The organism is Geodermatophilus sp. SYSU D01105, from assembly GCF_054050095.1.
The window spans coordinates 235308-248311 of the sequence record NZ_JBJGYR010000001.1; the positions used below are offsets into that span (position 1 = coordinate 235308).

The 13004-nt window shown below is 72.3% G+C and carries 10 protein-coding genes and 2 tRNA genes; 8 read left to right on the forward strand and 4 right to left on the reverse strand.

Annotation, left to right across the window (positions count from 1 at the left end; genetic code table 11):
* Positions 1-225 precede the first annotated feature (225 nt).
* The 3 genes from ACI79I_RS01205 to ACI79I_RS01215 all read left to right on the forward strand — a co-directional run bounded on the left by ACI79I_RS01205 (position 226) and on the right by ACI79I_RS01215 (position 3431).
* Positions 226-495, forward strand: coding sequence for a hypothetical protein (locus ACI79I_RS01205; RefSeq protein WP_456990239.1), 270 nt, complete (start codon positions 226-228; stop codon positions 493-495).
* Complete coding sequence (locus ACI79I_RS01210) at positions 462-1583, forward strand: ANTAR domain-containing protein (protein WP_456990241.1); 1122 nt, start codon at positions 462-464, stop codon at positions 1581-1583. Before ACI79I_RS01205 ends, ACI79I_RS01210 begins: the two co-directional genes overlap by 34 nt.
* Before the next feature lie 918 nt (positions 1584-2501).
* Positions 2502-3431: a DUF1996 domain-containing protein gene (locus tag ACI79I_RS01215; RefSeq protein ID WP_456990243.1), complete on the forward strand. Its 930-nt coding sequence runs from the start codon at positions 2502-2504 to the stop codon at positions 3429-3431.
* Positions 3432-3723: 292 nt separating this feature from the next.
* Here ACI79I_RS01215 and ACI79I_RS01220 read toward each other — a convergent pair.
* Positions 3724-3797 (reverse strand) — tRNA-Gly (locus ACI79I_RS01220).
* Positions 3798-3867: 70 nt separating this feature from the next.
* Positions 3868-4056 carry a hypothetical protein gene (locus ACI79I_RS01225; RefSeq protein ID WP_456990245.1) on the reverse strand — a complete coding sequence of 63 codons (189 nt, stop codon included), beginning with the start codon at positions 4054-4056 and terminating at the stop codon, positions 3868-3870.
* 699 nt (positions 4057-4755) lie between these two features.
* Here ACI79I_RS01225 and ACI79I_RS01230 point away from each other — a divergent pair.
* The 5 genes from ACI79I_RS01230 (at position 4756) to clpX (ending at position 9536) form a co-directional block, all read left to right on the forward strand.
* A tRNA-Pro gene (locus ACI79I_RS01230) sits at positions 4756-4829 on the forward strand.
* A gap of 133 nt (positions 4830-4962) precedes the next feature.
* A complete protein-coding gene (tig, locus tag ACI79I_RS01235) occupies positions 4963-6423 on the forward strand; it encodes a trigger factor (protein WP_456990247.1) in 1461 nt (486 codons plus the stop codon).
* 272 nt (positions 6424-6695) lie between these two features.
* The gene (locus tag ACI79I_RS01240) at positions 6696-7331 is read left to right on the forward strand and encodes an ATP-dependent Clp protease proteolytic subunit (protein ID WP_456948402.1); all 636 of its coding nucleotides are present in this window, start codon (positions 6696-6698) and stop codon (positions 7329-7331) included.
* 20 nt (positions 7332-7351) lie between these two features.
* The gene (locus ACI79I_RS01245; RefSeq protein ID WP_456948403.1) at positions 7352-7978 is read left to right on the forward strand and encodes an ATP-dependent Clp protease proteolytic subunit; all 627 of its coding nucleotides are present in this window, start codon (positions 7352-7354) and stop codon (positions 7976-7978) included.
* Positions 7979-8264: 286 nt separating this feature from the next.
* Positions 8265-9536, forward strand: a complete 1272-nt coding sequence (clpX, locus tag ACI79I_RS01250; protein ID WP_456948404.1) for an ATP-dependent Clp protease ATP-binding subunit ClpX — start codon at positions 8265-8267, stop codon at positions 9534-9536.
* A 133-nt stretch (positions 9537-9669) separates the two neighbouring features.
* On the opposite strand, the gene ACI79I_RS01255 is transcribed toward clpX, so the two are convergent.
* Together ACI79I_RS01255 and valS are read right to left on the reverse strand one after the other, a co-directional pair.
* The gene (locus ACI79I_RS01255) at positions 9670-9954 is read right to left on the reverse strand and encodes an endonuclease domain-containing protein (RefSeq protein WP_456990250.1); all 285 of its coding nucleotides are present in this window, start codon (positions 9952-9954) and stop codon (positions 9670-9672) included.
* 424 nt (positions 9955-10378) lie between these two features.
* Positions 10379-12979: a valine--tRNA ligase gene (gene valS / locus ACI79I_RS01260; protein WP_456990252.1), complete on the reverse strand. Its 2601-nt coding sequence runs from the start codon at positions 12977-12979 to the stop codon at positions 10379-10381.
* Positions 12980-13004 lie beyond the last annotated feature (25 nt).

Genomic DNA, 13004 nt, shown 5'->3' on the forward strand with positions numbered 1-13004 from the left:
GGCCACCCACGGTCGGTGGCAACGTGCGCGAGGCGGCCAGTGCGTCGCGGGACAGGGGCGGGGTGCGGCGCGCCTCACCGGCTCGCTGACCGGAACGGGGCCGGTGATCACGTCGGTGCGGACGTCAGAGGACGGTGCATGCCCACGCTGCCTGGCCGGCCGGCCGTAGGCTGCGGTGGCGCGCACAGAGCACGCAGTGATCCCCCCCGGGGGGAGGAGGGCGCCGTGGCCGATCCACCGCTGCAGGTCGACTCCGCCGTCATCGCCGCCGCGCTGGACCGCCTCCGCGACGCCTCGCCGGCGCCGGGACAGCAGCTGTCCGAGGCGCTGACCGAGCTCGAGGTCGCCTACGAGGACTGCGGGTCGCCGAGGAGGAGCTGCGCGCACAGCAGGAGACGATCGAGGAGCTGCTGGCCGCCGACCGACGGCGCCGAGAACACCAGCTCTCCGAGACGCTGCCGGTGGCGTTGCTGCAGACCGACGCGGCCGGGCTGATCCTGCACGGCAACCCGGCCGCGGCACAGCTGCTCGGACTGCCCGCCGTCCGGTTGCCCCGTCGGGTCCTGCCGGCCGCGGTCGACCTGGCCGACCGCGGCCGGCTGCGCCAGGCGCTCTCGGCGCTGGCGAGCGGCGAGCGCAGCGAGGTCCACGTCGACGTCACCTTCCACGGCCGGGACGGGCAGGCCCGCCCGGTCCGGCTGTTCGGCTGGCCGGAGGCAGCCTCGCCGGGGCCGGCGGTGCTCCACTGGCTGGGCCTCGAATGGCGGGACGGGGAGGCCGTAGCGATGCCCCCGGCTGGCGGGGCGTCGATCACTGAACCGGCGACCGAGGGCCCTCGCGGGCCGGGCGGGCCCGGCGCGGAGGGGACGGGGATGGCGATGGCCCGGGCGTTCGCCGAGCTGATCCTCCTGCCGCTGGACTCCGGCGATGAGCAGCGGCTGCTGCGCCGGATCGCGACCGTGGTGCGCGGGGCTGTACCCGGCGCCACCGCGCTGAGCATCAACGTCGGCCCGCCGCTGGAGCCGGAACTGCTGGCCAGCGACGAGACCACCGCGCAGGTCTTCGACGGCTCCCAGATGGCCGCTGGGGAGGGACCCTGCCAGGACGCCTACGAGCAGCAGGCCCTCGTCGTCACCGCCGACGTCACCACCGACGAGCGCTGGCCGCGGCTGCGCCGCCTGCTCACCGACGCCGGCGTGCGCAGCGTGCTGGCCGTGCCGGCGCAGCTGCCCGACGAGCGGTGGGTGGTGCTCAACGTCTACAGCGACCGCCCGGGCGCGTTCACCGGCGACAGCATGCGCCTGGGCGAGTTGGTCGCCGCGGCGGTCGCCGCCATGCTGCGCGAGGTGGCCGAGCGGGCGGCGCTGGAACGACTGGCGGCCGGCCTGGAGACCGCGCTGACCTCGCGGGCGGTCATCGACCAGGCCAAAGGCGTGCTGATCGCCCGCACCGGCGCGTCAGCGGAGGAGTCGTTCGCCCGGCTGGCCCGGCTCAGCCAGGCGCTCAACGTGAAGGTCCGCGACCTGGCCCCGATGGTCGTCGCCGGCCATCCGGACGTGCTGGCCATCCTCGACCGCATCTGACCGAGCCTCGGCCAGCGGGCATGCGTCCCGATGACCGGGGCTGCCGATGCGGGCGGCCGCGGCTCGCTCCTAGCGGTGCCGGCGGCCCGTTCCAGGACCCCGCCGCTGCCGGTGCAGCCGGCCGGCAGCGGCGGGAAGCGGTGCCCCTTGACGTCGGTGGACTCGAGGACGTGGTCCCCATCGCCTCCGGGGCACCGGGAGATCCCGCTGGTGGGCACGATCTGCCCAGGGCGGTACACGTGCTCCTGACCAGCCACGAGCTGACTACCGCACGGCGCGGCAACCCCCTCTGGCAGAGGGGCACACGAGCTGGTCGGTGCGTGGAGCGGGTGACGGGGATCGAACCCGCACGGCCAGCTCGGCAGGCGTGGTCCTGTGACCCTGTCTGTGCTGGTCAGCGGTCCACCCAGGCTTCTGGACGAGGGGCTGACCCACACGTGACCCGGCGGTCGGGCACGACCCACCCGTGGCCCACCGCGCCCGGCGCCTGCTGGTCGCTCCGCTCGGGATCGTCGTCCGGCTGCGCTCAGCACGGTGTGGCGGGCACGGGCGATCTCGGCGTCGCGGTCGTCTGCCGGGTGCCAACGGCGGGTTGCCGGTGGCACCCTCACCTGCGAGTCCCGCCGTCCGGCGGGGGCGCTGCGCCGGGTCGGGGAGCGGAGGTGCAGGGGCGTGGTCGTGCTCGTTCCGTTGTGGCTGGCGTTGCCGGTGCGGTGGGTGGCGGTGGCGGGCGCGCTGCCGGGAGCTGCGGTGTGGGTGTCGGGCCGGTTGGAGCGGGTGGTGTCGGGACAGGCGCGCGATGAGCGGGCGCGTCCCGAACGTGTGGGTCCCGAGGCCCGGGCAGCAGGAGCGGGAGTCGTTCCTGCTGGACGTGCGCTCGGGGCTGGATGACGGGAGCGCTCGGAGATGTGGGGTCGTGTGGCTGCGTCGGTGGCGGCGGTGTTCGTGGTGGCCGCAGCGATGACTCCCGCCCCGGACACGGCCGCCGTGCAGGCCGTGCCGGTGGACGTGCACTGGATCGTGGAGTGCGACCAGGTCGGCACGGCGCACATCGACCCGATCCTGAACCCGGGTGGGTCGTGGCCTCATCTGCACACGTTCGGGGGGAACCCGGCGGTGCACGCGTCGTCGACGGCTGGCCAGTTGTTCGCGGAGGGCTCGGGGTGCAAGGACTCGGCGGACCGGTCGGCGTACTGGCAGCCGACGTTGGTGGATCACGCCGGTCAGCCGGTGGTGCCCGAGTCGTTCCGCGCCTACTACCGGGCCGGTGAGGTGGACCCGCAGCTGATCGAGCCGGCGCCCTTCGGTCTGCGTCTGGTGGCGGGGGATCCGATGGCGACGTCGCGGCAACCGCTGGACATCGACTACCTGTGCGTGGGGACGTCGTACGGGCTGGTGGACTCCGTCCACGACACCGCGGTGGACTGTGGGCCGGGGCAGTTCCTGCGGTCGGACGTCCAGTTCCCGCAGTGCTGGGACGGGGTGGACCTGTGGCTGGACGGGGTCGCGCACATGGCGTATCCGCGGGGCGGTGAGTGCCCGGCGTCGCACCCGGTGGCGATCCCGCAGCTGTCGCTGGAGTCCTCGTACGCGGATGGGGCGACGTACGAGGGGATGCGGTTCGAGGGCGGGCTGTCGCCGTACGGGCTGCACGCGGACGCGATCCTGGCGTGGGACCCGGGGGAGATGCAGACGTTGGTGGAGGGGTGCCTGAACGCGGGCCGGGTGTGCGGGGACGTCACCGATGACGTGCGGCCGTTCTCGGGTGCGGATCGGCGGGGGACGATGCCGCTACCGACGGTGCCCGACGTGCCGGCGACCGGGTCGGCATCGACCAGACACGAGTAGCGCGCGACCACTCGCGTGGGTCGGCGCCGACGAGAGCGGCGGGGACCGCAGCCCGACGTGCTGCCGCCGGGAAGCCGACGGTGGAGATCGGGACGCTGTGGTCAGAAGTGGTCGATGTCGGTCGGCAGGACTGGAAGACGTTCCCTGTGGATTCCGTGCCGCTCGCTGAGATCTCGCCCGGCAGCTCGGCCGCCTGGCACAAGGGGCCCCAGGGGTCCGAAACGGGCATCCCGGAGGCTCCTCCAGTACTCCTCCAGAGGACCTGACGGCCGGGTTGACCTGCGGTGGTGCGTGGAGCGGGTGACCGGGATCGAACCGGCATGGCCAGCTTGGAAGGCTGGGGCTCTGCCATTGAGCTACACCCGCGGCGGTGCAGGTACAGCCTAACCGCCGCGGGTGCTCCTCCGGTCGCGACCTCCCGGACTGTCGCGACGCGCTACACCGGGCGGCAGTAGCGGCAGTGCTCGAGCGCGTAGTGGGCCTCGGGGTAGACCCAGTCGACCTCCATCGGCGCGCCCGCTGGTTCGGCGGCGATCGGGCCCGTGGTCTCGGAGCTCTGGCGGGGCGCCGGGAGGGCAGTGCTGGCCTGGGTCGCCGCAGGGGTGGCAGTTGCGGTGGTGGACACGGTGACTCCTCGTGGGGTCGGGTAGGTGGGTCAGCGGACGCGGGTGGAGGACCCGGTCGGCAGTCGTTCGCGGTCAGGGGCCCCGGGCTGGCGTGGGAGCGCCGGCAGCCGAGCCGGCCGCCGGTAGGCGGTCAGGTGCATGGCGGGCACGGACAACAAGAGCGACTGCGGCGGCTGTTGATACCGGCCGTGCGGACTGTGTGCACGAGGTCGTCCATCCGATCGCCGGCCTCGGCGCTGTCCCACACCTCGACGGCCGTGAGGGTGGGCCCGCGGTGCTGGAGCCGCCGTGACAGGCAGCCGGCCGGCCGGGGCCCCTCTGCGGGAGCCAGGAGCAGGACCAGCTGGAACTGGTCGGAGGTCACCCCGTCCCAGCGGAGGTGAGCGGCGCGGTCCCCCCGGAGATCGGTCTCCCGGCAGGCCGAGATCGGCGGACGGCGTCACCCGTGTGTCAGGCGGACGCCGTGCGCCGCTGCGGAGGGCCGAGGGCTGGTGGCCTCGCCCGGGGAGTGGCCCTGGGTTCGCGCCGGCGGGGAACGGACCTTCTCGTACCGCCGTCCCTCGACCGGTCCCGGAGTCGATCGTCCCCGTGCGGAACGGCTCCGGCACCGTTTTCTCCGGTCGTCGGAGGCCCAGGTGCCGGCCCCCTTCACGGCCCGACGGCCCGCAGCGCGGCGGCCACCTAGACTCGACATGCCACGGGGTGTGGCGCAGCTTGGTAGCGCACCCGCTTTGGGAGCGGGGGGCCGTGGGTTCAAATCCCGCCACCCCGACGTCGTGGAGCTGCCGTGTGCGCCTCCCGCCGCCGCGTCCGTTCCCGCGACGTCTCTAGACTCGTGGGTCGACCCGGCGCCGTCGGACCGGCCCGGCGCCCGACCTGTCTTTCGATCGAGGAGCACTGCCGCTGTGAAGAGCACCATCGAGGAACTGGGCCCCACGCGGGTCCGGATGGCGATCGAGGTGCCGTGGGGGGACCTGGACCACGCCTTCGGTGAGGTCTACAAGGAGCTCGGCCGCCAGGTGCGCGTGCCCGGCTTCCGCCCCGGCAAGGTGCCCAACCGGGTCATCGACACCCGCGTCGGCCGGCCCCTGGTGCTCGAGCAGGTCGTCCAGCACGCCATCCCGGAGGTCTACTCCGAGGTCGTGCGGGAGAACCAGGTCCGCGTCCTGGGCCAGCCCGACATCGAGGTCACCCGCCTCGACGACAACGACACCCTCGCCTTCACCGCCGAGGTCGACGTCGCCCCCAAGATCGAGCTGCCGTCGCTGGACGACCTGTCCGTGACCGTCGACGACGTCGAGGTCACCGACGAGGAGATCGACCAGCAGATCTCCGTCATGCGCGAGCGCTTCGCCATGCTGACCGCCGTCGACCGCCCGGTCGAGGACGGCGACTACGTCTCCATCGACCTCGAGGCCAAGCTCGACGGCGAGGTCCTCGAGGACGGCTCGACCACCGGCATGTCCTACGAGGTCGGCTCCGGCAGCCTCATGGAGGGCCTGGACGACGCCCTGCGCGGGCTGTCCGCCGACGAGTCCAAGACCTTCGAGACGGCGCTGCTCAACGGCCCGAACGCCGGGCAGACCGCCGAGGTCACCGTCACCGTCCGCTCGGTGAAGACCAAGGAGCTCCCCGAGCTCGACGACGAGTTCGCCTCCACCGCGAGCGAGTTCGACACCCTCGAGGAGCTGCGCGACGACGTCCGCACCCGGCTGTCGCGCACCAAGGTGCTGCAGCAGGGCGCGCAGGCCCGCGACAAGCTGGTCGAGCACCTGCTGTCGACCATCGAGGTGCCCGTTCCCGAGCAGCTCGTCGAGCGCGAGATCGAGTGGCGCGACCGCGCCATGAGCGGCGAGCTCCAGCAGGCCGGCATGGACTGGGACAGCTTCCTGCAGATGTCCGGCGTCGAGAGTCGCGAGGCCTACGACGCCGACCAGCGCAAGAACATCGAGGAGGCGGTCCGCACCCAGTTCATCCTCGACGCGATCGCCGACGCCCGTGAGGTCACCGTCGACAACGAGGACCTCTCGGCGCAGATCATGGCCCAGGCGCAGCGCAACCGGATGAGCCCGGAGCAGTACGCCCAGCAGCTGCAGCAGGGCGGCAACATCGCCGAGTTCGTCGCCGACGTCCGCCGCACCAAGACCCTCGCCCAGCTGCTCGAGCAGACGACGATCACCGACGCCTCGGGCAACGTCGTCGACCTCGAGGCCGCGCGTCCGCGCACGGTCCAGGCGCCCGCCGCCGAGCCCGCCGCGGAGGAGACCCCCGAGGCCGAGGCCGCCGACGCTGCCGACACCACCGCCGACGCTGCCGACCCCGCCGACGGCGCGTCCGAGGACACCGAGGACGCCGCCAAGGCCTGACGACGGGCCCTCCCAGTTCGACGACCGACGCCGTCCCACCCCGAACCAGGGGAGGGGCGGCGTCGCTCGTCCCGGGCAGGAGCGCGACCGCCGCTGCGCCCACGGCGAACACCCCCCGCGCCGGGACTGTCGCCCCCCGCCGCCGCGTTAGGGTCGACGCAGACTCCGGCGAGCACCGGGGGACGACGTCCCTGGGGGCCCCTCCCGGGCCCCGCACCACCCAGCCCGCCCACCGAGCCTTGCACCACAGTCCTACGGAGGTCACCGCACCCGTGAGCACCAACCCGAACCTGGCCGGCGCGCCGCTCATGCGTGCCGCTGCCGGGGGGATGAACCTCAACGACTCGGTCTACGAGCGCCTGCTGCGCGAGCGCATCATCTTCCTGGGCAGCCAGGTCGACGACGTCATCGCCAACCAGCTGGCCGCCCAGATGCTGCTGCTGTCGGCTGAGGACCCCAAGCAGGACATCCACCTCTACATCAACTCGCCCGGCGGCTCCGTGACGGCCGGCATGGCCATCTACGACACGATGCAGTTCATCGACTGCGACGTCGCCACTTACGGCATGGGCCTGGCCGCCTCGATGGGCCAGTTCCTGCTGACCGCCGGCACCAAGGGCAAGCGCTACGCCCTGCCGCACGCGCGGATCATGATGCACCAGCCCTCGGCCGGTGTCGGCGGCACCGCCTCGGACATCGCCATCCAGGCCGACCTGTTCCGGCGCACGAAGCGCGAGCTCAACGAGCTGCAGTCCTTCCACACCGGGCAGAGCATCGAGCAGATCGAGAAGGACTCCGACCGCGACCGGTGGTTCACCGCGCAGGAGGCCCTCGAGTACGGCTTCGTCGACCACGTGGTCAGCCGGGCGGCCATGACCGACAGCGCCAACCCGGTCACCGACAACTGACGGCTGCGAGGAGAACACCGATGAGCTTCCAGATGCCCTCCAGCCGTTACGTGCTGCCCTCCTTCGTGGAGCGGACCAGCTACGGCATGAAGGAGTCCAACCCGTACAACAAGCTCTTCGAGGAGCGCATCATCTTCCTCGGGGTGCAGATCGACGACGCGTCGGCAAACGACGTGATGGCCCAGCTCATCACCCTCGAGTCGGCCGACCCGGACCGCGACATCACGATCTACATCAACTCGCCCGGTGGCTCCTTCACCTCGCTGATGGCCATCTACGACACGATGATGTTCGTCCGGCCCGACATCCAGACCGTCTGCATGGGCCAGGCCGCCTCCGCCGCCGCCGTCCTGCTCGCGGCCGGGACGCCGGGCAAGCGCCTGGCGCTGCCGTACTCCCGCGTGCTCATCCACCAGCCCTCGGGTGAGTCCGGTGGCCAGGTGTCGGACCTGGAGATCCACGCCGCCGAGATCCAGCGGGTGCGGTCGCAGATGGAGGAGATCCTGGCCCGGCACACGGGGCAGTCCATCGACCAGGTCCGCACCGACATCGAGCGCGACAAGATCCTGACCGCGGACGAGGCCAAGGCCTACGGCATCGTCGACCAGGTCATCCAGAGCCGGAAGCTGAACGCCCTCCCGGCCTGATCCCCTGAATTCGGTACGGGTCGAGGGGGCGCGTGTCGCGCCCTCGACCCGTACCGTCGAGGGGGACGGGACGCATGTGGTCGGCATCCCACCGGCGGGCGAGTCATCGCCCTCCGGGGCCGATGCCGGCAGGTACCGTCGGCGAGCGCCCGATCCCCGGCCCCCGCGCCGGGAGGAGAGCCTCGCGGAGCACCACGACAGGCGGGGCCGGACCATGGGACATCGGCAGAGTTCACACGCAGGTACCTGAGACCAGGGCCTGATTCCCCGAGGTGGAGGTCAGCAGGTGGCACGAATCGGTGAGAGCGGTGACCTGCTCAAGTGCTCGTTCTGCGGGAAGAGCCAGAAGCAGGTCAAGAAGCTCATCGCTGGCCCCGGGGTCTACATCTGCGACGAGTGCATCGACCTCTGCAACGAGATCATCGAGGAAGAGCTCTCGGAGTCGTCGGACCTGAAGTTCGACGAGCTGCCGAAGCCCAAGGAGATCCACGACTTCCTCGAGCAGTACGTGATCGGCCAGGACAAGGCCAAGCGCGCACTCTCCGTGGCGGTCTACAACCACTACAAGCGGGTGCAGGCCGGCAACGCCGGCAGCCGGGACGAGTCGGTCGAGCTGGCCAAGTCCAACATCCTGCTGATGGGCCCCACCGGCTGCGGCAAGACGCACCTGGCCCAGACGCTCGCGCGGATGCTCAACGTCCCGTTCGCCATCGCCGACGCCACCGCCCTCACCGAGGCCGGCTACGTCGGTGAGGACGTCGAGAACATCCTCCTCAAGCTGATCCAGGCCGCCGACTACGACGTCAAGCGGGCCGAGACCGGGATCATCTACATCGACGAGGTCGACAAGATCGCCCGCAAGAGCGAGAACCCGTCGATCACCCGCGACGTCTCCGGCGAGGGCGTGCAGCAGGCGCTGCTGAAGATCCTCGAGGGGACGACGGCCTCGGTGCCGCCGCAGGGCGGTCGCAAGCACCCGCACCAGGAGTTCATCCAGATCGACACGACGAACGTGCTGTTCATCGTGGGCGGCGCCTTCGCCGGGCTGGAGAAGATCATCGAGGCGCGGGCCGGCAAGCAGGGCATCGGCTTCGGCTCGGAGATCCGCAGCAAGAAGGAGATGGACGAGGCCAACGTCTTCGGCGAGGTCATGCCCGAGGACCTGCTGAAGTTCGGGATGATCCCCGAGTTCATCGGCCGGCTCCCGGTGATCACCAGCGTCGAGAAGCTGGACCGCCAGGCGCTGATCAACATCCTCACCGAGCCGAAGAACGCCCTGGTGCGCCAGTACCGGCGGCTGTTCGAGCTCGACGGGGTGGACCTGGAGTTCACCGACGACGCGCTCGAGGCGATCGCCGACCAGGCCATCCTCCGCGGCACCGGCGCCCGTGGGCTGCGGGCGATCATGGAGGAGGTCCTCCAGTCGGTGATGTACGAGGTGCCCAGCCGTGAGGACGTCGCCTCGGTGGTGATCACCAAGGAGGTCGTGCTCGAGCACGTCAACCCGACGATCGTGCCCCGCAAGCCCTCCCGCGCCCCGCGCGAGAAGAGCGCGTAACCACCGCACCGCCGACGGCCCGCCCCCCGACAGGGAGGCGGGCCGTTCGCGTTCCCGGGGCCGGGACGCCTCCCCGGCCGGGTGGTGTGCGGACGTGGCGCACTCCCCGTCGAGGATGCGCCGCAGGTGCACATCACCCCGGGACGAGCAGTCCCCGGCGGGCCCGGCAGACGGCGAGGATCTCCCGCCGGCAGGACTCCGGCTCGCGGGTCAGCCGTCGGTAGCTGAAGCGGAGCACGACCCAGCCGCGGGCAGCCAGCGCGACGTCCCGCCGGGTGTCCCGCTCCCGGTCGGCGGCGCTGCCGTGGAAGGCCGCCCCGTCGAGCTCGACCGCGATCCTCACCTCGGGGACGGCGGCGTCCAGGTACACCCTGCCGAAGGGCAGGACGACGGGGTGCTGCTGCACGAACCGCGGCATGCCGGGGCGACGACACGCCACACGGCCAGCGCCGTCCAGTGGCTGAGCGTGCCCTCCGTGGCCAGGACGCCGGCGAGTGCCCGGGTCTGCCAGTCGTCCCAGGCGTCGGGCAGGGCGACGACGCCCCGGTGGGGTCGCAGCAGCCGCCCGGAGGCGACCCAGCGGCCGACGGTGTGCCGGTCCACCAGCCCGGCGAGGTCGGCCACCCGCGCGACGCCGTAGGGTCCGAGGAGACGGGCGAGGTCACGGGCCACCGCGCCACCGTGGACGGCCGCGCGACCCGGCGGGGTCCGATCGCCGGGTCCGTGGAGGGGCGCCGAGCCTGTGGAGGGCTCAGCGATGTGCGGGCGTGGCGCGTTCCGGGCTCAGAACGCGCCACGACCGCACATCACCGCAGGGAGCGGCCGGCCTCAGCGCACGCCGGTCAGGCCTGGGTGGGCTGCTCCGCCAGGACGACGTCCACGGCCAGCGGGCCCTCCCCGGCGACGATCTCCAGCGTGGCGATCCGGCCGGCCTCGGTGAGGTCGCGGCGGGCGGCCTCCACCAGCGGCACCTGCTCGGCCGGCGCGGTCACCGTCGCCGACTCGACGTCGGCCCGCATCGACTGCTTGGCGTCGGACTTGGCCTTGCGGACCCCGGCCAGCGCGGTCGCGACCACCGACACCACCGCCGGGTCCCCGCCGGTCGGCAGGTCGGCGGCGGCCGGCCACGGCGCGCGGTGCACCGAGCCGGACTGCCACCAGGACCAGACCTCCTCGGTGACGAACGGCAGCACCGGCGCGAACAGCCGCAGCTGCACCGACAGCGCGATCGCCAGGGCGGCCTGCGCCGAGCGGGCGGCGTCGTCGGAGCCGTAGGCGCGGGACTTCACCAGCTCCACGTAGTCGTCGCAGAACGTCCAGAAGAACGCCTCGGCCACCTCGAGGGCGCGGGTGTAGTTGTAGGCCTCCATCGCCTCGGTGGCCTCGTCGACGACGGCGGCCAGCCCGGCCAGCAGGCCGAGGTCCATCGGCTCGGTCACGGCCGAGGCCGAGAGGTCGGCCGACGCCCCGAGCCCCAGCACGAACTTGCCGACGTTGAGGATCTTGATGGCCAGCCGCCGGCCCACCTTCATCTGCGCCTCGTCGAACGGCGAGTCCGCGCCCGGCCGGGCGCCCGCGGCCCGCCACCGGACGGCGTCGGTGCCGAAGCGGTCGAGCACGTCGATGGGCGTGACGACGTTGCCCTTCGACTTGGACATCTTCTTGCGGTCGGGGTCGACGACGAAGCCGGAGATCGCCGCGTGCGACCACGGCACGCTACCGAACTCGTAGTGCGACCGGACGACGGTCGAGAACAGCCAGGTCCGGATGATGTCGTGCGCCTGCGGGCGCAGGTCCATCGGGAAGACGTGCGTGAACAGCTCCGGGTCGGTGTCCCAGCCCGAGGCCACCTGCGGCGAGAGCGAGGAGGTGGCCCAGGTGTCCATGACGTCGGGGTCGGCCATGAAGCCGCCGGGCACGCCGCGCTGGTCCTCGGTGTAGCCCTCGGGCACGTCGGACGACGGGTCGACCGGCAGGGACTCCTCGGGGGCCAGCAGGGGCTGCGAGTAGTCGGGCTCGCCCTCGCTGTCGAGCCGGTACCAGACCGGGAACGGGACGCCGAAGAAGCGCTGCCGGCTGATCAGCCAGTCGCCGTTGAGGCCCTCGACCCAGTTGTCGTACCGGTGCCGCATGTGCTCGGGCACCCACTGGATCTCCCGGCCCCGGGCCAGCAGCGCCTCTCGCAGGTCGGCGTCCCGCCCGCCGTTGCGGATGTACCACTGCCGCGTGGTGACGATCTCCAGCGGCCGGTCGCCCTTCTCGAAGAACTTGACCGGGTGGGTGATCGCCTTGGGCTCCCCGTGCAGGTCGCCGGACTCGCGCAGCAGCTCCACCATCCGCTCGCGGGCGGCGTGCGCGGTCTTGCCGGCCAGCTCGCGGTAGGCCGAGGCCGCGCCGTCGGAGGAGAGCCCCGGCGGCGGGTCGGCGACCAGCCGGCCGTCCCACCCGATGACCGCGCGGGTCGGCAGCTGCAGCTCGCGCCACCAGGTGACGTCGTTGAGGTCGCCGAAAGTGCAGATCATCGCGATGCCCGAGCCCTTGTCCGGCTCGGCCAGGCGGTGCGCCACCACCGGCACCTCGACGTCGAACACCGGCGTCCGCACGGTCTGGCCGAACAGCGGCTGGTAGCGCTCGTCGTCGGGGTGGGCGACCAGCGCGACGCAGGCGGGCAGCAGCTCGGGGCGGGTGGTCTCGATGAAGACCGGCCCGGAACCAGCGTGGAAGGAGATCCGGTGGTAGGCGCCGGGCCGCTCGCGGTCCTCGAGCTCGGCCTGGGCGACCGCCGTCCGGAAGGTGACGTCCCAGAGGGTCGGCGCCTCCTGCGCGTAGGCCTCCCCGCGGGTCAGGTTGCGCAGGAACGCGCGCTGGGCGGTGGCCCGGGAGGACGCCGAGATCGTCCGGTAGACGTTGGTCCAGTCCACCGACAGGCCCACGCGGCGCCACAGCTGCTCGAAGGCCAGCTCGTCCTCGGCGGTCAGCCGCTCGCAGAGCTCGACGAAGTTGCGCCGGGAGACCGGCTGCTGGTCTCTGCCGGGCTTGGCCGGCGGCTCGAAGTCGGGGTCGTAGGGCAGGGAGGGGTCGCAGCGCACGCCGTAGTAGTTCTGCACGCGGCGCTCGGTGGGCAGGCCGTTGTCGTCCCAGCCCATCGGGTAGAAGACGTGCTTGCCGCGCATCCGCTGGTAGCGGGCGACGATGTCGGTGTGGGTGTAGCTGAAGACGTGCCCCACGTGCAGCGAGCCGCTGGCGGTCGGCGGGGGGGTGTCGATCGAGTAGACCTGCTCGCGGGGCGCCGCCAGCGCGGCCGCGCGGTCGAAGGCGTAGGTGTCCTCCGCCGTCCAGCGGGCGATCCACTTCTCCTCGAGCCCGTCCAGTGACGGCTTCTCGGGTACGCCGCTCCCGGCTCCCGGGGCAGCTGTGTCCGGGGTCGCGATGCGGGTGTCCATGTCCCTCATCCTAAGAAGGCGGCGG